The organism is Streptomyces xingningensis (assembly GCF_054957865.1).
Genome location: NZ_JBDJPF010000061.1, coordinates 26,843 through 45,161, shown reverse-complemented (window position 1 = coordinate 45,161; position 18,319 = coordinate 26,843). Strand labels below are relative to the sequence as shown.

15 protein-coding genes are annotated in these 18,319 nt (G+C 69.1%); 12 read left to right on the top strand and 3 right to left on the bottom strand.

Annotation, left to right across the window (positions count from 1 at the left end):
• The first annotated feature begins 334 nt into the window (after positions 1 to 334).
• The 5 genes from ABCR83_RS26185 to ABCR83_RS26165 all read left to right on the top strand — a co-directional run bounded on the left by ABCR83_RS26185 (position 335) and on the right by ABCR83_RS26165 (position 5,808).
• Positions 335 to 1,549 (top strand): RICIN domain-containing protein, encoded by a 1,215-nt coding sequence (locus ABCR83_RS26185; RefSeq protein WP_462697650.1) that lies wholly within the window; start codon positions 335 to 337, stop codon positions 1,547 to 1,549.
• A 44-nt stretch (positions 1,550 to 1,593) separates the two neighbouring features.
• A complete protein-coding gene (locus ABCR83_RS26180; RefSeq protein WP_462697649.1) occupies positions 1,594 to 2,610 on the top strand; it encodes an AraC-like ligand-binding domain-containing protein in 1,017 nt (338 codons plus the stop codon).
• A gap of 158 nt (positions 2,611 to 2,768) precedes the next feature.
• Entirely contained in the window at positions 2,769 to 3,764 is a 996-nt protein-coding gene (locus ABCR83_RS26175) for an amino acid--tRNA ligase-related protein (protein WP_462697648.1), read from the top strand.
• A gap of 63 nt (positions 3,765 to 3,827) precedes the next feature.
• Positions 3,828 to 4,967 carry an LLM class flavin-dependent oxidoreductase gene (locus tag ABCR83_RS26170; RefSeq protein ID WP_462697647.1) on the top strand — a complete coding sequence of 380 codons (1,140 nt, stop codon included), beginning with the start codon at positions 3,828 to 3,830 and terminating at the stop codon, positions 4,965 to 4,967.
• A gap of 43 nt (positions 4,968 to 5,010) precedes the next feature.
• A complete protein-coding gene (locus ABCR83_RS26165) occupies positions 5,011 to 5,808 on the top strand; it encodes an SDR family NAD(P)-dependent oxidoreductase (RefSeq protein ID WP_462697646.1) in 798 nt (265 codons plus the stop codon).
• Between the two features lie 34 nt (positions 5,809 to 5,842).
• Here the strand turns inward: ABCR83_RS26165 and ABCR83_RS26160 are convergent, their stop codons facing one another.
• Both ABCR83_RS26160 and ABCR83_RS26155 read right to left on the bottom strand, forming a co-directional pair.
• Entirely contained in the window at positions 5,843 to 7,366 is a 1,524-nt protein-coding gene (locus tag ABCR83_RS26160) for a M81 family metallopeptidase (RefSeq protein WP_462697645.1), read from the bottom strand.
• Between the two features lie 54 nt (positions 7,367 to 7,420).
• Complete coding sequence (locus ABCR83_RS26155; protein ID WP_462697644.1) at positions 7,421 to 8,665, bottom strand: ROK family transcriptional regulator; 1,245 nt, start codon at positions 8,663 to 8,665, stop codon at positions 7,421 to 7,423.
• A 320-nt stretch (positions 8,666 to 8,985) separates the two neighbouring features.
• Here ABCR83_RS26155 and ABCR83_RS26150 point away from each other — a divergent pair, with 320 nt between their 5' ends.
• From ABCR83_RS26150 to ABCR83_RS26125, 6 genes are all read left to right on the top strand, one after another.
• On the top strand, positions 8,986 to 10,803 hold the full coding sequence (locus ABCR83_RS26150) for a peptide ABC transporter substrate-binding protein (protein ID WP_462697643.1): 1,818 nt from the start codon (positions 8,986 to 8,988) through the stop codon (positions 10,801 to 10,803).
• A 112-nt stretch (positions 10,804 to 10,915) separates the two neighbouring features.
• Positions 10,916 to 11,875, top strand: a complete 960-nt coding sequence (locus ABCR83_RS26145) for an ABC transporter permease (RefSeq protein WP_462697642.1) — start codon at positions 10,916 to 10,918, stop codon at positions 11,873 to 11,875.
• A complete protein-coding gene (locus tag ABCR83_RS26140; protein WP_462697641.1) occupies positions 11,872 to 12,771 on the top strand; it encodes an ABC transporter permease in 900 nt (299 codons plus the stop codon). Before ABCR83_RS26145 ends, ABCR83_RS26140 begins: the two co-directional genes overlap by 4 nt.
• A complete protein-coding gene (locus ABCR83_RS26135) occupies positions 12,768 to 14,546 on the top strand; it encodes a dipeptide ABC transporter ATP-binding protein (RefSeq protein WP_462697640.1) in 1,779 nt (592 codons plus the stop codon). Before ABCR83_RS26140 ends, ABCR83_RS26135 begins: the two co-directional genes overlap by 4 nt.
• 59 nt (positions 14,547 to 14,605) lie before the next feature.
• Positions 14,606 to 15,526 carry an ROK family protein gene (locus tag ABCR83_RS26130; protein ID WP_462697654.1) on the top strand — a complete coding sequence of 307 codons (921 nt, stop codon included), beginning with the start codon at positions 14,606 to 14,608 and terminating at the stop codon, positions 15,524 to 15,526.
• A gap of 331 nt (positions 15,527 to 15,857) precedes the next feature.
• Positions 15,858 to 16,412: a hypothetical protein gene (locus ABCR83_RS26125; protein ID WP_462697639.1), complete on the top strand. Its 555-nt coding sequence runs from the start codon at positions 15,858 to 15,860 to the stop codon at positions 16,410 to 16,412.
• Between the two features lie 94 nt (positions 16,413 to 16,506).
• Here ABCR83_RS26125 and tnpA read toward each other — a convergent pair whose 3' ends face one another.
• Complete coding sequence (gene tnpA, locus ABCR83_RS26120; protein ID WP_462697638.1) at positions 16,507 to 16,938, bottom strand: IS200/IS605 family transposase; 432 nt, start codon at positions 16,936 to 16,938, stop codon at positions 16,507 to 16,509.
• Between the two features lie 24 nt (positions 16,939 to 16,962).
• On the opposite strand from tnpA, the gene ABCR83_RS26115 reads away from it, so the two are divergent.
• On the top strand, positions 16,963 to 18,282 hold the full coding sequence (locus tag ABCR83_RS26115; RefSeq protein ID WP_462697637.1) for an RNA-guided endonuclease InsQ/TnpB family protein: 1,320 nt from the start codon (positions 16,963 to 16,965) through the stop codon (positions 18,280 to 18,282).
• Positions 18,283 to 18,319 lie beyond the last annotated feature (37 nt).

Here is an 18,319-nt window from a genome sequence, read left to right as displayed (position 1 = left end):
CCCTGCTCATGACACCCCCTGATGTCCACCGGACAACCCCGGATTGTCCACGACCGACCTGCGCTTTCACGGCCCGGCAGTGGATGGCCAAACACACCAACCCCCACCCTGAGTCTTCCGCTGCCGGACCCCGCCATTGGGAGGCTGCTGTGAAACATGCCTACCGTCTCAAACCCCTTCGCCCGGGCGGTAGATGGTTTCATCCGGCCGCCCAGGCGGCCGTGCTCGGACTGTGCGCCGACCACCGGCGACCGCGCAACCCGGACTCCGGCGTACGCGCCCAGAACGCCGTGCACCACACCACCCCCGGCACATCCACGACGAGGAGACACCCATGCCCAGAACACGCTCACGCCTGCTGCGTGGCATATCCGGCCTGCTCGGCGCAGCATTGACCGCCGCCGTCCTCACCACAGCCGTTGCCCCCGCCGGCGGTGCCCAGAGCGACAGCCGGACGATCTCCACCGCCGCCACCCTCGGCAACAGCGCGTCATCCGGCGGTCAGATCACCCGCGATCAGGTCATCAAGCGGGCCCGGGACTGGGTCGATCAGCAGGTCCCCTACAGCACCAGCAGCTGGCGGCCCGACAGTGCCACCGGGAGAAGCTATCGCCAGGACTGTTCCGGGTTTGTCTCCATGGCCTGGAAGCTGAAGTCCAGCCTCACCACCGAGTCCCTGCCGTCGGTAGCCGTCAAGATCTCCGCCTCGGATCTCAAACCCGGCGACATCCTCAACTCCGACGAACATGTCGTGATCTTCGGCGGCTGGATCAACCGGGCTCAGCACACCTTCACCTACTACCAGGAGAGCAACCCCCGCCGTCCGGCCAACAAATCCGAGGGGAACCTCGACGCCAGTACCCTCGCCGGCCATCCCACCAGCGCCTATGCCGCATTGCGCTACAAGAACATCACCGACACCTCCGCCCCTGCCCCGGCGCCGGCCTCGCCCGCCCCGACGCCCGACAAGCCCAAGCCGACCCCGACTCCAACCCAAACCCCAACCTCGACCCCATCCGCGTCGGCCCGGTCGAAGCCCAATCCCAAGCCCAAGCCCGCTCCGTCCGCCCCGGCCTCCAACAAGCCCACCCCGCCCCCGTCCTCGCCGGCCACCACGGAGCCCGCCCATCCCGCACCCTCCACCGCACCCCGCGCCTGGGTGAACGCGGCCTCCAACAAGTGTCTGGAAATCCGGGGCGATGCCACCGATGACGGTGCCACGGCCAACCAGTGGGACTGCAACAACTCACCCACCCAACGGTGGATCAGCGCCAACCCGGACGGGTGGGGCACCATCATCAATGCGAACTCGCATAGGTGCCTGGAAATCCGCCGTGATGCCACGGACAACGGGGCCACCGCCAACCAATGGGACTGCAATGGCTCGGCGACCCAGAGGTGGCAGTGGAAGGCCGCACCCGGCGGAGGCTGGAACCTGGTCAACGCCAACTCCGGAAAGTGCCTGGAGATCCGCGACGGTTCCAACGAGAACGGCGCCCTTGCCGACCAACGCGACTGCGACAACTCTCTTGCTCAGAAGTGGTCCTGAACCAATGCTCCTGAACCAAGCGAGATCGCTTGAGGAGGGCTGGAATGAACTTCACCGTGCTGCACAGTGCCTGCGTGTCGCCGGAGCAGCGGTTCGACTGGTGGTGTGAGTTGATCAGCCACGATGTCGCACCCGCCCGGATCACCAGTGAGCACAGTGCCGACTTCCCCGCGAGTGCCGGATCGCTCGCTCTGGGAACGGTACGGCTGACGACGATGTCCTTCCCCGCCATCAGGTCACAGCGCACTCCCGGGCTGATCCGGCGCTCCGACCCCGAGGGTTATGAGCTGGCTCTGATCCAGGACAGCGATATGTGGATTTCCCAGGGCCGGAATGACAGCAGGCTGAAGGCCGGTGATTTCGCCCTGTGGAACACCTCCCTGCCATACGACGGCCGGGGTTTGAGCGGGACGGGGAGGAGCTTCTTCCGGGCGGTCATCCTGTATCTGCCCCGGGCCGAACTCCCCTTGCCGCCGGCCAGAATGGACCAGTTGCTGGCGCGGAACATGTCCGCACGCGATGGCATGGGCGCAATCCTTGCCGGATTCCTGCGGAATGTGCTCGAGCAGGCACCTGCCCTGGCAGAGCAGGACGCGGAGCGGCTGGGCACTGCCGTGTGGGAACTGACCACCGCTTTCCTCGCCCACCGTCTGAGCGTCTACGACCGTCTGCCGCCGGAAGCCAAGAACCGGATGCTGCTGGCCCGTATCGACACCTTCATCGAGGACAATCTGGCCGACCCTCGGCTGTCCCCCTCCGCGGTCGCCGCCCATCACCACATCTCCGTCCGCTGCCTGCACTACCTCTTCCGGCAGCGGCAGGAGACGGTGGCCGCGATGATCCGGCGTCGGCGGCTGGAACACTGCCATGCCGACCTCACCGATCCCCGTCTGCGGACTCTCCCCATCCATGCCGTTGCCGCGCGGTGGGGCTTCACCAGCGCGGCAGGATTCAGCCGTTCCTTCCACACCGCCTATGGCATCACCCCGAAGGAACACCGGTACACGCTCCTCGCCGCGCCACTTGCGCGCAAGGACAAGGAACCGTGCGCCGTCTGCTGACGACCGCGATGGGCGGATGGGCGCACACTGCTGGGGTCGCCGAAGGTGCGACCGGTCCGGACCTGCGTACTCGGCACGGGGGGAGGCACGCGGGTCCGGGCCGTACAACTCCGAGCACGGCATCGGTGCGGTAGTCGCCCCACCTCAGAGGAGTGGCCATGAGCCTGTCATCCGCGCAGTCCTACCAGTGGTCCGGCCGAGTACTCCAGGCGTTGCGTCGCAGCCTTCTCGATCACGACTTCCTGGAAATGCTTCCCGCCATACTCTCCTCCCAGGACGAGCCGGGTGCGCGGCACTCGATCGCGGTTCTGGGAGACAGGGCAAGGCCCACGGTGAGCGCACGGGATGGCCGGGTGTCGGTGGACGGGCAGTGGATGTATCACCTGCCGGTGAGTCATTCGGTGGAGAAGCAGATGGCTCTTGAGCACGTCGATCGCGTCTACTGCCTGACGCCTTGCGTGCGACTTCTCATGGACGGTGAGGAGTTGTCGGGCAAGCACTTGTATACGTTCTTCCAGGTGGTCGCCGAGTGGCGAGCCGCCGATGCGGACGAGGTGTTCGCTGTCACCGAGAGCATCCTCGGTGGCTTTGCCCGCTATCTGGAGCCGATTCTCCCGGAGGCGAAGGATGTGGCCGTGAAACGGTTGGCGGGACTGCAGAGCGGGCCCTACCCCCGTATTTCCTTTGCCGAGGCGCTCGCCCTTGCCGGGCGCCAACCGCAGGAGCCGCAGAACACGGACCTGACCCGTGATGAGGAGCGGATTCTCACCGAGAACTTCACCTCGCCCTTCTGGATCCACCGCTATCCGCTCGGTGTGCGCGACTCGCTCTACCACCGAGGTGAGGACGGGCTCCAGGAGACCTATGACCTCATGTTGCCCGCCGGACACGGCGAACTCGCCACCGGAGGGCTCCGGCCACGGGACGAGACGGAGATCATCGAGCAGTCCCGGTGGCTCGGAGGCGAGCCGAACCGGGTGTACACCGACTGGAAGAGGCATTCCGGAATCCAGACGGCCGGCTTCGGTCTCGGTCTGGAACGGCTGGTGCGGCACTGTGCCGATGCCACCGGCGTCCTGGATCTCCTCGCGGCTCACGATTCCGGCCCCAACCGCCGTATCGGGGCCCGTGAATGGGCCCGTACGCACGGCTGACAGCACCACGGTGACCACCCGACACAGACCCGAGTGAACCACCGAGCGTGACCGGAGACCCGAGTGAGCCTGACCTTCCACTGGTTCCTGCCCACCTACGGTGACAGCCGCCGTATCGTCGGCGGCGGCCATGACCTGCCCGCCGGGTCCGTCGATGACGAACAACGGCCCGCCACCATTGAATACCTCGCTCAAGTGGCCACCGCCGCCGAACAGTTGGGCTTCGAGGGGGCACTCACCCCAACCGGTGCCTGGTGTGAGGACGCGTGGCTGACCACCGCCATGCTTGCGCGCGGAACACAACGCCTCAAGTTCCTGGTCGCCTTCCGGCCCGGCTTTGTCTCGCCGACCCTTGCCGCACAGATGGCCGCCACCTTCCAACGTCACTCGCGGGGCCGGCTGCTCCTCAATGTCGTCACCGGTGGCGAGGGCCACGAACAGCGCTCCTATGGAGACTTCCTCGACAAGGACGCCCGCTACACCCGAGCCGGGGAGTTCCTGGAGATCGTCCGAGGGCTCTGGAACGGCGAGACCGTCGATTTCACGGGTTCGCACCTGCGGGTCGAGGCCGCCCGGCTGGGACGCCTGCCCGATCCGGTTCCGCGCATCTACTTCGCCGGATCCTCGGCGGCGGCCCGCCAGGTCGCGGCCCGGCACAGCGACGTCTATCTGACCTTTGGGGAACCACCCGCCCAAGTGGCCGGGAAACTGTCCCGGGTTCGTGCCCTGGCCGCCGCGAACCGCCGCCCGATGCGCTTCGGTATCCGGCTCCATGTGATCACCCGGGACACCGCCGAGCAGGCGTGGGCCGAGGCCCGACGGCTGCTCGACGGTGTCACCCCGGAGACGATCCGCTCGGTCCAGGCGGGCCTGGCCCGCAGCGAATCGGAAGGCCAACGCCGCATGCTCGCGCTGCACGGCGGACGTACCGACGCCCTGGAGATCACACCCAATCTGTGGGCCGGCGTCGGCTTGGTCCGAGGCGGCGCGGGCACCGCCCTGGTGGGAGACCACCGGGAGGTGGCCGCCCGGATCGTGGAGTATCACCGGCTCGGCATCGATGAGTTCGTGCTCTCGGGCCACCCTCACCTGGAAGAGGCGTACTGGTTCGGTGAAGGAGTGCTACCGCTGCTCTCCGATATGGGTCTATGGACCCACCCATCCCGAACCGTGCCCGGTATCACGACTGTTGCGGGCCACTGAACAAGACTGGACAAGGCCGCCAACTCCTGAGCGAGGACCAGCGATGGACAGGGTGAAACGCACGTCACAAGTACGCACGGGTGGCCTGGGATTCTTCGACCTGGCCGGCAAGGTGGCGGTGGTCACCGGCGGCAGCAGCGGCATCGGGGCCGCCTGCGTACGGCGCCTCGCGGAGGCCGGGGCCAGTGTGGTCGTCGGCTACAACTCCGGTGACGGCCGAGCGCGTGAGCTCATCGCCACCCTGCCCGGCAAGGGGCACAGTGCGGCACATATCCCGCTCGATGACTCCGCAGCCATCGGCAGGGCCGCCGAGGAAGCCGCCCGGCGCCATTCCGCGGTGGATGTGCTGGTCAACTCCGCCGGCGTCACCGAGCGGATCGCGCATGCCGACCTTGAAGCGCTGACGGACGAGGTCTTCGACCGCATCCTGACGGTGAACGTGCGGGGCACCTTCTCGGTGATTCGCGCGTTCGCGCCGCTGCTTCGCACCTCCGGCGACGCGGTGGTCGCCAACATCTCGTCGATAGCAGGCTTCACGGGACTGGGCAGCAGCATCGCCTACTGCACCGCCAAGGCAGGCTTGAACGTCATGACCACCTCGCTGGCGCGCGTGTTCGCGCCACAGGTGCGCGTCATCAACCTCGCTCCGGCAGCGGTCGATACGGGCTTCGTTCCCGGCCGCGATCCGGCCGCCGTCCGCGCACAAGCCGAGTCGTCGCCACTCCGGGTCGTGGCCAGTCCGGAGGACGTTGCCTGTTCCCTGATCGGTGCCGTCACCTCCCTGCGGCTCAGCACCGGCACCACCGTCATCATCGACGGCGGGGGACATCTGGGCGGGTAGGCAAACCGGGCCGGGGGCCGGGTGGTGCGGTCGGTCACTCGTCGTTCCCGGTGAGCGGCTGGTCGGAGGCCGGGATGATACGGGCCGTCAGGTCCGGGTCGTCCATGTCGCGGTCAAAGGGGAACATGGGGCGGCGGATGCGGCGGTGGCCGAGACGCACCAGGTCCTGGTCGACACCGCCGGGAGTGAGGGCCATCTTCCAGCCGGCCGCCATGTCGAACAGCTCGGGCACCAGGTAGCCGATCTTGACGATCACGATGTCGGCGGAGCGCGGGTCGAGGCCGAGACCGGTGAAGTCGTGCTCGTGGTGGTACGGCTTGCGCAGCCGGGTGAGGATCGCATACACGCTGCCGGCCCGGATGACGACCTCGATCTCGGCGTCCCGGTCGCCGTGCCGGATCGCGTGGACCACGCCGGTGAGGGTGACGGGACCGGCGTGCCGGTCGTCGGTCTCGGCGCCGGCGGTGACGGTGACGGTGGCGCCGATCCCGGCGGCGACGGCGGTCTCGATCGCGGCCGGGCCGGGCACCGAGGCGTAGACGACGGTCGGCCCGTCCTCCCCCTGGAACTCGGGGCGCTCCAGCAGCCGGGTCAGGCCCCAGGTGACGTCACCGGCGCCGCCCGCGGTGGGGTTGTCGCCGGTGTCGCTGATGAAGTACGGCCGCCGGTCGGAGGCGAGGGCCTCGTCGAGGAGTTCGTCGTAGGTGCCGGTCGGGGCGACGAAGTCGAAGTCGTGGCGGGCGTTCCAGAAGCCCTGGGCGAGGCGTTCGGCCCCGGCCGAGACCGCCGCCTCGTCGTCGCCGGTGACGACCACGACGGCGCGGTTGCGGGGTTCGTCGGCCCAGGCGTAGCCGACCCAGATGGCGGCGTCCGTCACGCCGTCGGCGGCCTCGACCTCGTCGACCGCCGCGTACACGCTCTTCGCGGGTTCGATCCGGGTGGAGGTCTGCTCGCCGGCCAGCAGCACCGGGACCGGCACCCACGCCTTGACCGGGCGGGGGGCGCCGGAGATCAGCAGGTCGACCAGGTTGCGGACGGCGCGCTCATCGGTCTCCAGGTAGTCCTCGTGCGGGGCCAACCGGTAGCAGGTGATCAGGTCGCTTCGGTGGGCGAGTTCGCGGGAGACGTTGCCGTGCAGGTCCATCGAGGTGGAGACGATCACGTCGGGGCCGAGGGTGGCGCGGATGCGCTCCAGCAGCACGGCCTCGGCGTCGTCGATCCCCTCCACGGTCATGGCGCCGTGGATGTCGTACCACAGACCGTCCAACCGGGGCAGTGCGGCGAGGCGTTCGATCAGCTCCTCGGTGAGCGCGGTCCAGGCGGCGGCGGTGACGGTGCCGCCGGGCAGCGCGTGGCCGACCAGGGCGCCGTGCCATTCGGCGGCCTCGCGCAGTTCTTCGCCGGGGGCGAGGAACGGGTACCGGTCGAATATCCCGGCGCCGCGCGAGGAGTGGAAGGCGGGGGCCTCGGTGCGGGCCGGGGAGAAGGTGGAGGACTCGATGCCGAGGCCGGCGACGGCGATGACCGGGCGGGCGACGGCGGTGCGGGTGTGCGACATGGCTCCTCGTGCGGGGTGGTGTGGAGTGGGCGGTGCGGGACCTTTTGAGGGGCGTCAGCTCCTTCCGGGGGGCGCGACGGGGTGGAACCGGTCCGTGCCGGTGCCCCCGGCATCGCCCAGGGCGCGGGCCAGGGCGCGCTGGAGGGCGAACAGTCCGGCGCCGACCAGTCCGGCGTCGGCGCCGAGGAGGGCCCGCTCGATGGTGAGGTGTTCGGTCACCAGCGGGTGGCAGCTCTCGTAGAGCCGGCTGCGCACCGCGGCGACTAACGGCTCGAGGGTGGAGAGAATGCCGCCGAGATAGACGGCGTCCGGGTTGAAGAAGTTGACGTTGGCGGCGAGTACCTGACCGAGGTGTTCGCCGGCCCTGCGGACGGCGTGGGTGGCTTCCGGGTCGGCGCCCAGGGTGAGCCGTACCACGTCCTCGGGGCCGGCGACGTCGAGGCCGCGTTCGCGCAGGACGCGGACGAGCGCGGCGCCGGACGCCACGGTCTCCAGGCAGCCGGTGTTGCCGCAGGAGCACGGTATGTCGGCGCCGCCGTCGATGCGGATGTGGGTGATGTCGCCGGCGGCCCCGGTGGCGCCCCGGTAAAGGCGGCCGTCGGCGATGATGCCGGCACCGATCGCCGAGCCGATCTTCACCATGATCGACTGCCGGTGCTCGGCGGGTCTGACGCTCTGCTCACCGACCGCCATGCAGTTGGCGTCGTTGTCGACGGCGGCCGGGACCCCGAAGCGCTCCTCCAGCCAAGCGGCGGCCGGGAAACGGTGCCAGCCGAGCATCCGGGACGGCAGGACGACGGCGCCGGAGGCGACGTCCACCGGCCCGGGCAGGGAGAGCCCGACGCCTCGGAGCCGGTCGCGTCCACGCTGCTCGGCGAGGGACTCCAAGTGCTCGGCGAGCCTCGGCAGGACGGCCTCGGGACCGTCGGCGATCTCGAACAGGACGTTGGCGACGTCACGGACACCGCCGCCCGGGAGCACCACGCCGATCCGGGCATGGTGGCCGCCGAAGTCGGCGGCGACGGCGTACTCGTCGCTGCTGCCCGACCTGAGCACCCTGCGGGGGCGGCCGCCGGTGGAGGACTGGGTGCCCTCTTCGGCGATGAGCCCGCGCTCGATCAACTGGGCCACGGTGAGGGAGATGGTGGAGGGGGCCGTACCGAGGAGTTCCGCGAGTTCGGCGCGGGACGACGCCTGGCCCGAGGTGACGAGTTCAAGGACCCGCGCGGCGAGAGTGGTTGTGCCCTTCGGGGTCGTGCCCTTGGTGGCCTTGCGGTCCCGTGTACTTATTTCAGTCATGTACGAAGTAACTTCCGCAGTGATTGGCGTAACGGAGACAGTACGCCCGTCCCGGCGGGCGGGGAATAGCTCCATGACGGGAAGTGGAGGGCATCTACGCAAAACAAAAGCGCCTTAAATTGGCGCATAGCCACCGCTTGCGGCACCCGGAACGGATGGATGTGACTTTTATCGAAACTGCAGAAACTTATTTGTTATTGATTCTTGCTTTGTTTGTTCGGTGCGTCCGACGTTGTATGTCGCCATACACAGCGCCGATCCCGCGGCGCAGACCCGGTCCGCCCCGGACGTATGCGGGTCCTTACACCCTGAGGAGAGCCATGTTCCCTGCTCACACAGCGGTCGGCCGCCGCTGGGCCCTCGTCGCGGGCGCCGCTGTCACCACCGGCGCGCTGCTCACCGGCTGTTCCGGCGGCGGTAACACGTCGTCCTCCGGCCCGGCGTCGTCGGACACCATCAACTACGCCCTCCCGGCGAACTTCATGCCGAACTGGATCCTCCCGGTCGGCACCGCCGCGCACCTGAACACCAACAACTCCTCCATATCCCAGGCCGTCTGGGAGCCGCTGATCGCATACGACGGCTCCACCGGAAAGGTCGGCTGGAACAAGGACAACTCACTTGCCACCGACGCGAAGTTCGCCGCGGACAGCAAGAGCGTGACGATCGCCCTCGGCAGTCGCCACTGGAGCGACGGCAAGCAAATCACCTCGCGCGACGTGGAGTTCTGGTTCAACCTGATCAAAGCCAACAAGGCGGACTGGGCGAGCTACAGCCCGGGCAAGGCGCCCGACAACTGGACCTCCTTCAAGGCGATCGACGACACGCACTTCACGATCACCTTCGACAAGGCGTACAACCAGGAATGGATGCTCGCCGACGAGCTGAGCATGATCCGCCCGATGCCGCAGCACGTCTGGGACAAGACCAGCGACTCCGGCGCCGTCTCCGACCTGGACCGCACCACCGCCGACGCCAAGAAGGTCTGGACGTACCTCAACAACGCCGCCAAGAAGATCGCCGGCTATGCGACCGACCCGCTGTGGAAGACGGTCAGCGGCCCGTACACCATCAAGTCGTTCTCCACCGCGGGCAAGGTCACGCTGACCGCCAACGCGAAGTACGACGGCGGCGGCAAGGCCAACATCAAGAACGTCAACCTGCTGCCGTTCACCACCACCGACGCCGAGGAGAACGCCCTCCGCGCCGGCACCGTCGACTACGGCTACATCAACGCCGGCAACCTGAGCCAGGAGTCGTCCTTCAAGGCCAAGGGCTACTCGGTGAAGCCATGGACCGGCTGGGCGGTCACCTATATGCCGTACAACTTCAACAACCCCACCATGGGCCCGGTGTTCAAGCAGCTCTACGCCCGCCAGGCGATCCAGATGTCGGTGGACCAGACCACCCTCTCCAAGGTGGTCCTCAACGGCACCGCCGTCTCCACCTACGGCCCGATCCCGCAGGGCCAGGACTCGCCCTTCCTCTCCCCGGAGCAGAAGAACAACCCGTACCCGTTCGACACCGACAAGGCGAAGAAGCTGCTCACCGACCACGGTTGGACCGAACAGGACGGCACCATGGTCTGCACCGGCCCCGGCTCCGGCGACAACCAGTGCGGCCCGGGCGTCGACAAGGGCACCAAGTTCGAGATGCAGGTGCTGTCCCAGTCCGGCTCGACCGTGACCGACAACATGATGAGCGCGCTGCAGACGTCGTTCGCCAAGACCGGCATCAAGTTCGGCATCAAGACGGCCCCGGTCAACTCCGTCCTGTCGCAGGCCGGCCAGTGCAAGGCCGGCGAATCGAGCTGCAAGTGGCAGCTGTCCTTCTTCGGCACCGCGGGCAGCTGGTACTTCCCCGCCTACCCGAGCGGTGACGCGCTCTTCGCCACCGGCGGCGGCTCCAACTTCGGCAGCTACTCCAACCCCGAGGCCGACAAGCTGATCAGCGAGACCACCACATCCTCCTCGAACGAGGCGATGCAGAAGTACGGCGCCGCGCTCGCCAAGGACCTCCCGGTGATCTGGCTGCCGGAGCCCGACTACCAGATCTCCGTGGTCAAGAACGGACTCGGCGGCTTCGCCCAGGACTCCCTCGCCAACTTCCACCCCGCCATGTGGAAGTGGACCAAGTAAGCGTGGACCGAGTAAGCCCGGTCGGTGCCCGCGCGGGCCGACGACACCCGGCCGACCGGCCGGCAGACCGAAGGCCCGCGCGCACCACGGAGACGAAGCGGCCGGAAACCACATGAGTACTTCCTCGTACCTGATCAGACGCGTCCTCCAAGCCGTCGCGGTGATCGTCATCGTGACGATCGTCGTCTTCGGCCTGCTGCACGCCCTGCCCGGAGGCCCCGCGCGCGGGATCCTCGGGCCGCAGGCCACCGCGCAGCAGATCACCCACTTCAACCACGAACAGGGCCTCGACAAGCCCCTGCCCGTGCAGTACTTCTACTACCTCGGCCAACTGCTGCACGGGGATCTCGGAACCTCCTACACCCTCAACGAGCCGGTCTCCCAGCTCATCACCGAGCGGCTGCCGAAGACCCTGGTCCTCACCGTGCTGTCGGCTCTCGTCAGCCTCGTCCTCGCGATCCCGCTGGGCATGTGGCAGGCCGTGCGGCGTAACAAGCCGACGGACTACGTCATCACGACCCTGAGCTTCATCGCCTACTCCACGCCCGTGTACTTCCTCGGGCTGATCCTGGTGCTGGTCTTCAGCCAGGAGCTGGCGTGGTTCCCGTCCCAGGCTCCACAGGGCGAAACGCTGGGCCAGGTGTTCTCCGATCCACAGGCCCTGGTGCTGCCGGTGGTCGCGGGCGCGGCCTCCATGATGGCGGTGTTCAGCCGCTATATGCGGTCGGCCACCCTGGAGAACCTCTCCGAGGACTACGTCCGCACGGCCAGGGCGGGCGGCTCCCGGCCCCGCGCCATCCTGTGGCGACATGTGTTCCGCAACTCGCTGACGCCCGTGGTCGCCATGCTCGGCTACTACGTGCCGGTGCTCTTCGGCGGCGCCCTGGTCGTCGAGCAGCTCTTCAACTACCCAGGCATGGGGCTGCTGTTCTGGACCGCGGCACAGTCCTCCGACTACCCGGTCCTGCTGGGCTGCGTCCTGGTGATCGCCGTCGCCACCGTCGTCGGCACCCTGCTCGCGGACATCGTCCAGCGGATCATCGACCCCCGAGTGAAGGCAGGTCGGACGTGAGCGCCGTCATCCAGCCGGACACGGCCCCGGCACAGGCCGCCACGCCGCGCGAGGCATCCGGCGCACGGCTCGCCGTCCGCCGTTTCCTGCGCAACAAACTGGCCGTCGTCGGACTCGCCGTCGTGGTCCTCTTCTTCCTGTTCTGCTTCGTCGGCCCGCTGGCGTACCCCACCGACCAGACCCACACCATGCTCCAGCAGGTCAACCTCGCCCCCAGCGGCGCACACTGGCTCGGCACCGACGCCGTCGGCCACGACGAGCTGGGCCGGCTGATGTACGGCGGCAAGGTCTCCCTGGTCGTCGGCCTCGCCGCGGGCGTCCTCGCCACCGTCATCGGCACGCTGTGGGGCGCCGCCGCCGGATACGCGGGCGGCTGGATCGACGCCGTGATGATGCGGATCGTCGACGCCGGCATCGCCATCCCCGCGCTGTTCATCCTGCTGGTGGTCTCCGCCATCACCACACCGGGCCTGACCGGTCTCGTCGTCATCCTGGGCCTGGTGTCCTGGCTGGTGCCGTCCCGGCTGGTCCGCGCCGAGACGCTGACCCTCAAGAGCCGGGACTACATCCTGACTCTGCGCGCCACCGGCGGCACGCACGCCCGGGCGATCCTGCGTCACATCCTGCCGAACTCGGTCTCGACCATCATCGTCGCCGCGACCTTCCAGGTCGCCGACGCCATCCTGCTGGTCGCCTACGTCTCCTATCTGGGCATGGGAGTGAGGCCGCCGCAGACCGACTGGGGCGGCATGCTCACCGCCGGTCTCACCGCCGCCTACTCCGGCTACTGGTGGCTCATCCTGCCGCCCGGCCTGGCCATCATCCTGGCGGTGTGGGCGTTCAACGCGATCGGGGACGGACTCCGCGACGCATTCGATGTGAGGGGACGCGGATGACCGCCACCACCAAGGGCCCCGCCGCCCGCACCGCGGCGTCCGGCCCGATCCTCGAAGTCGACGACCTCAGCGTCGTCTTCACCACCGAGACCGGCCGCATACCCGCGGTCCAGGGCGTGTCCCTCCAGGTCCGGCCGGGCGAGACGCTGGCCCTGGTCGGCGAGTCCGGCTCCGGCAAGTCGACCATCGCCCTCGCCGCGATGGGCCTGCTCGCCGGGAACGCCCGCGCCACCGGCGGCGCCGTCATCGCCGGCACCCAGATCGTCGGCGCCCCGGAGAACCGCCTCGCGGCGCTGCGCGGCAAGACCGTCTCCATGGTGTTCCAGGAGCCGGCCACCGCGCTCGACCCACTCACCCGGATCGGGAAGCAGATCACCGAGGTGATCCGCAACCACCGCCAGGTGTCCGCCAAGGACGCCGCCGCCGAGGCCGTCGAACTGCTGCGCAGGGTCGGCATCCCCGAACCGGAGAAGCGCGCCCGCGCCTACCCGTTCCAGCTCTCCGGCGGACAGCGCCAGCGGGTCGTGATCGCCATGGCCATCGCCAACGAGCCCGTCCTGCTCATCGCCGACGAGCCGACCACCGCCCTCGATGTGACCGTGCAGGCCGAGATCCTCGACCTGCTGCGCCGGCTCGCCGCCGAGACCGGCACCGGCGTGCTGCTCGTCACCCACAACATGGGCGTCGTCGCCGACTTCGCGGACCGGGTCGCCGTCATGTACCACGGCGAGATCGTGGAGACCGGACCGGTCGAAGACGTCCTGCTGCGCCCCGTCCACGACTACACCCGGCGCCTGCTGGCCGCCGTGCCCCGGCTGTCCGTCGCCGAGACCCCGGACGCCACCGGCCGGCCTGCCGCGTCCGGGCCGGCCCGGACAGACCGTTCCGCGTCCGGGCCGTCGGCCGCGCCCGCCGCGCCCGGCGGCCCCGAGGGCGAACCGGTGGTCGAACTGCGGGACACCAGCGTGGTGTTCGGCCGCGGCAAGGCGGCCGTGCGCGCTCTCGACGGAGTGTCGTTCCGGGTCGGGCCGGCGGAGACCCTGGGCCTGGTCGGCGAGTCCGGCTCCGGCAAGTCCACCGCCGCCCGGGTCGCGCTCGGCCTGATCCCGCCCACCTCCGGCGCGGTCTCCCTGTTCGGCGCCGATCTCGGCCGCACCCGCGGCCGGGCCCGCCGCGCCCTGCGGGCCGGCATCGGTGTCGTCCTCCAGGACCCGGTGGCCTCCCTCGATGCCCGGATGACCGTCGGGGAGTGCATCGCCGAACCGCTCCGGGTACACCGTCGCGACCTGGCCGCCAAGGACCGGCAGGCCAAGGTCGCCGCCGTCCTCGACCAGGTCCGGCTGCCCCGCGAACTCGCCCGGCGGGTGCCCCGCGAACTCTCCGGCGGGCAGCGCCAGCGGGTCAGCCTGGCCCGCGCCCTGGTCCTGGAACCCCGGCTGCTGGTCGCCGACGAACCCACCAGCGCACTCGACGTGAGCGTGCAGGAAGCGGTCCTGGAGGTCATCACCGAACTCCAGGGCGAACTGGGCTTCGCCTGCCTGTTCGTCTCCCATGACCTCGCCGTCGTGCAGCACTTCGCGCAGCGGGTCGTGGTGATGCGCGCCGGCCGCATCGAGGAGCAGGGCTCCACCGGGACGACCCTGACGCATCCGGAGACCGACTACACCCGCCGTCTGCTGGCCGCCGTGCCGGTGCCCGACCCGGTGGTGCAGCGGGGCCGCAGGGCCGAACGCCTGGCCACCCTCGCGGCCGGCGGTACGGAGGCCCAGGCGTGACCGGACCCTTCCCCTCCCCCCGCACCCCGCGGGACTCGGCCATTCCCACCCCCCGGCCGCTGTTCGCCGGCATTGATATCGGCGGCACCACCACCCAGGTGGTGGTCTGCTCCGACGACCTGACCGTCCTCGACCGCGCGGAGGCCGGCACCCCGGCGCACGAGGGCGGCCGGGCCATGGTCGGCGCCGCGCTCGACGCGCTCGCCCCGCTGCTGGCCCGCACCCCGGGCCGCCTGGTGGGCGCCGGCGTCGGCGCCGCCGGGGTGGTGGACTCCGCGAACGGCCGCATCCTGGTCGCAAGCGACTCCTTCCGCGGCTGGGCCGGCTTCGCCGTCACCGCCGCCGTCGAGGAGGCCCTCGGCGTCCCGGCCTTCCTGGCCAATGATGTCAACGCCTTCCTCTACGGGGAGGTCTGCGGCGGAGCGGTGCGCGGCGAGGCCGACGTCCTCGGCATGACCCTGGGGACCGGCGTCGGCGGCGCTCTGTGGACCAACGGTGCCCTGCACACGGGTCCGCACGGCGCGGCCGGCGAGATCGGGCACATCCCCGGCTTCGGCGATCTGCCCTGCTCCTGCGGTGGCCGCGGCCACCTGGAGACGTTGGCCTCCGGCCGGTCCATCGGGGCTCGTTACGCCGACCGCACCGGCCACCGCCGTACCGCCCGCGAAGTCGCCGAGGCCGCCGCCCAAGGCGACGAGGACGCTCTCGCGGTGTACCGCGCCGCGGGAGCGGGCATCGCCCGCGCGATTGTGATCACCGCGGGCGTCGTCGACATCACCACGGTGGTCGTCGGTGGTGGCGTCAGCCGCGCCTGGCCCCTGCTGGAGCCCGTCATCCTGTCCGCCCTCGCCGCCGACCCCCCGGTCAGCGGCCACCCCGTCCGCCTGGTCCGGGCCGCCCTGGCCTCCGACGCCGTCCCGGTCGGCGCCGCCGCCCGCGCCCGACGCGAACTGGGCACGGGGGTGAGGCCGACGGCGTAACCCGCCGGGCGCCGGCCTGCCCGACCGAACGGCGGCAGGGCGGCGCCCCTCGTGCACCCTGGTGGGACCCTGGTGACATGGGCCGGAAGCGATGTGCGGTGGTGGACCCGGGCCGGACCGCCCGTCCCGCGCCGACGAGTCGTGAAGTGCGGCGTGAGCGGCTGGAGGAGAGGATCTCGCACTTCTTCGACCGCTCGGGCGCGTGTGCCCGGGACTCGACAACGCCGCCGCGGCCTGCCTCCGGTGAGTTCGAACGCCTCATCAGCCGAAGCACGCACCAAGGCCGGCCAAAAGGCCCTGGCATAACCAAGGACTCTACGTTTTCAGGGGATTGACACGGTGGCGTACGAGCGCGGCCAAGACCCGTGAGGGCATGGCGGACGGCCTCGCTGCCGTGACGCTCGCCATGGTGAAGCGTGGGGACGACGCTCCCCAGGACGAGCACCTGCGGCTGGCGTTCCGGTGGGGGATCGTGCCCGCCAACGAGAAGGAGGACCCGCCGGCCGAGCTCAAGGCCGCATACGACTGGCTCACCACAGCGGACCGGCCGGTCGTAGATCTGGTCAACACCGAGGTCTTCGAAGATGTGTTGTACCGCCTCAGCTACAAGTTGGACGGCACTCCCGCGGCGGGCGACACGTACAAGCGGCGGCGCCGGGCCCTGAACACCGCCCTCGAACACTCCGTGGTCGCGGGGGAACTTCCGGAGAACCCCCTGCGGCGCGTCCGCCGGAAGCATGTCGGCTCCAACGACGTGGTGGACCGACGCGTCCTCGTGAACGCCGTACAGGCCCGGCAGTTGCTCACTGCCGTCTCCTACGTAGGGTCGTGGGATCGCTGCCGGGGGAGGCGACTGGTGGCCTTCTATGCGGTCCTCTACCTTTGATCTTGCGCAGTGCTCCGCCCTTCAGGGCGGGGGTGAAGCGCATCTTGGGACTGCTCTGACCTGCGCCGTGGGCATGGGTCCGCAGTGTTCAAGCTCAGCTGACGGGACGCTGCTGGTTCTCGATGTACTGCTTGACCACGGTCAGTGGTGCCCCGCCGCAGCTTCCGGCGAAGTAGGAGCCGGACCAGAAGTGTCCGCTCCACAGGTACCGGCGTACATGCGCGTCGTATTCCTTGCGCAGCAGCCGGGCTGAGACCCCCTTGAGGGAGTTGACCAGCTTGGAGAGCTGGACCTTGGGCGGGTGGTGCACCAGGAGGTGCACGTGATCCTGTTCGCCGTTGAACTGCTTGAGGTCGGCTTCGAAGTCTGTGCAGATCTCGCGCATGATCTCCTCGCATCTGGTGAGCATGGCGTCGGTCATGGCCTTGCGCCGGTACTTCGTGACAAAAACCAAATGGACGTGCAGGTTGTAGACGACGTGACGGCCGGTGCGTACGCCAGGGTTGGGATTCCATCGAGGTGACATAAGCCAAATGATATGCTTTCGCTCATGAGTCAACCCACCACGATCAAGCGGCAGTTCGGGCATCGTGCCCGGCTTGCGCTGTCGCCTGCCGAGGTGCTGACACTGGACGCTCAGGCACATGCGGCCCGCACGATGTGGAACCTCCTCCACGACTGGTGGACGATGCTGCCGAAGGACAAGCGGTCCTTGGCAGCGGCAGACACCGCGATACGCCAGGCGCGCAAGGACATCGACTGGCTGGCCGTCCTCCCCGCACAGGCCGCGCAGGCCGTACTCAAGACGTACTTCCAGTCGTGGAAGAACTGCTGGGACGGCCGCGCCGACGCCCCGAACTTCAAGGCCCGCTTCCGATCGGTGATGTCCGTGGACATCCCACAGGGCCGGGACCTGAACATCGTCCGCGTGCACCGCCGGTGGGGCATGGCCAACATCCCCAGGCTGGGCCGGGTCCGGTTCCGCTGGACCAAGGATCTGCCGGTCGGCAAGCGGGCGAACAAGGAGAACCGGATCACCGGGGCCCGGCTGGTCAAGGACGCGCTGGGCTGGCATATCGCCTTCCGCATCCAGACCCTCGAAGCCGCACCCGAGCCCCATCAGGGGCCGGACGTCGGCATCGACGCCGGGGTGAACATCCCGCTCGCCCTGTCCAACGAGCACCACCAGGACCACGGGCGCCCGCCCCGTCTCCCGGACGGCACGTCCGACCGGGACAAGTGGCTGACGCCGAAGGAGAAGGCCAGGCTGCTCCGCCTGGAGCAGCGGGCCGCGCACCGCAAGAGTTTCCGCAAGCCGGGAGAGAAGTCATCCCGCCGCTTGCAGCGCACCTACGACCGGATCAAGCAGCTCCGCGCAACAGCCACGCGCCGGGCCACTGACTGGCAGCACCGGACCACCACCTACCTCGCCCGCACGTACGGCGTGATCGTGGTGGAACAGCTCAACATCACGAACATGGTCAAGTCCGCCCGGGGCACCACCGAGGAGCCGGGCAAGAACGTCAGGGCCAAGGCCGGGCTCAACCGCTCCATCGCCCAAGAGGCATGGGGCCGCACGGTCACCATGCTGACGTACAAGCTGGAACGGCACGGCGGAGAACTGGTCAAGGTTCCCGCCCCGAACACCTCCCTGCGCTGCTCCGCGTGCGGCTTCATCACGCCGGGCAGCCGGGAGAACCAGGCCATGTTCGTATGCAAGAACCCGGACTGCCGATGGTCGGGCAACGCCGACTGGAACGCATCCCGGAACATCTTGCATCTGTACCGGATCGGCCTCGTGGCGGTCCCGGCTGCTGGAAGAGCAGTCGTCAGGCGCTCCCGTAGCGTCAAGCCACCCACCGCAAGGTAGGGCGGAATCTCCTTCCTGAGCCTGCGAAGGGAGGAGA

Coding starts and splice junctions, on each gene's coding strand:
- ABCR83_RS26185 (WP_462697650.1), top strand. CDS start 335: ATGCCCAGAACACGCTCACGCCTGCTGCGTGGCATATCCGGCCTGCTC.
- ABCR83_RS26180 (WP_462697649.1), top strand. CDS start 1,594: ATGAACTTCACCGTGCTGCACAGTGCCTGCGTGTCGCCGGAGCAGCGG.
- ABCR83_RS26175 (WP_462697648.1), top strand. CDS start 2,769: ATGAGCCTGTCATCCGCGCAGTCCTACCAGTGGTCCGGCCGAGTACTC.
- ABCR83_RS26165 (WP_462697646.1), top strand. CDS start 5,011: ATGGACAGGGTGAAACGCACGTCACAAGTACGCACGGGTGGCCTGGGA.
- ABCR83_RS26160 (WP_462697645.1), bottom strand. CDS start 7,366: ATGTCGCACACCCGCACCGCCGTCGCCCGCCCGGTCATCGCCGTCGCC.
- ABCR83_RS26155 (WP_462697644.1), bottom strand. CDS start 8,665: ATGACTGAAATAAGTACACGGGACCGCAAGGCCACCAAGGGCACGACC.
- ABCR83_RS26150 (WP_462697643.1), top strand. CDS start 8,986: ATGTTCCCTGCTCACACAGCGGTCGGCCGCCGCTGGGCCCTCGTCGCG.
- ABCR83_RS26145 (WP_462697642.1), top strand. CDS start 10,916: ATGAGTACTTCCTCGTACCTGATCAGACGCGTCCTCCAAGCCGTCGCG.
- ABCR83_RS26135 (WP_462697640.1), top strand. CDS start 12,768: ATGACCGCCACCACCAAGGGCCCCGCCGCCCGCACCGCGGCGTCCGGC.
- tnpA (WP_462697638.1), bottom strand. CDS start 16,938: ATGTCACCTCGATGGAATCCCAACCCTGGCGTACGCACCGGCCGTCAC.
- ABCR83_RS26115 (WP_462697637.1), top strand. CDS start 16,963: ATGAGTCAACCCACCACGATCAAGCGGCAGTTCGGGCATCGTGCCCGG.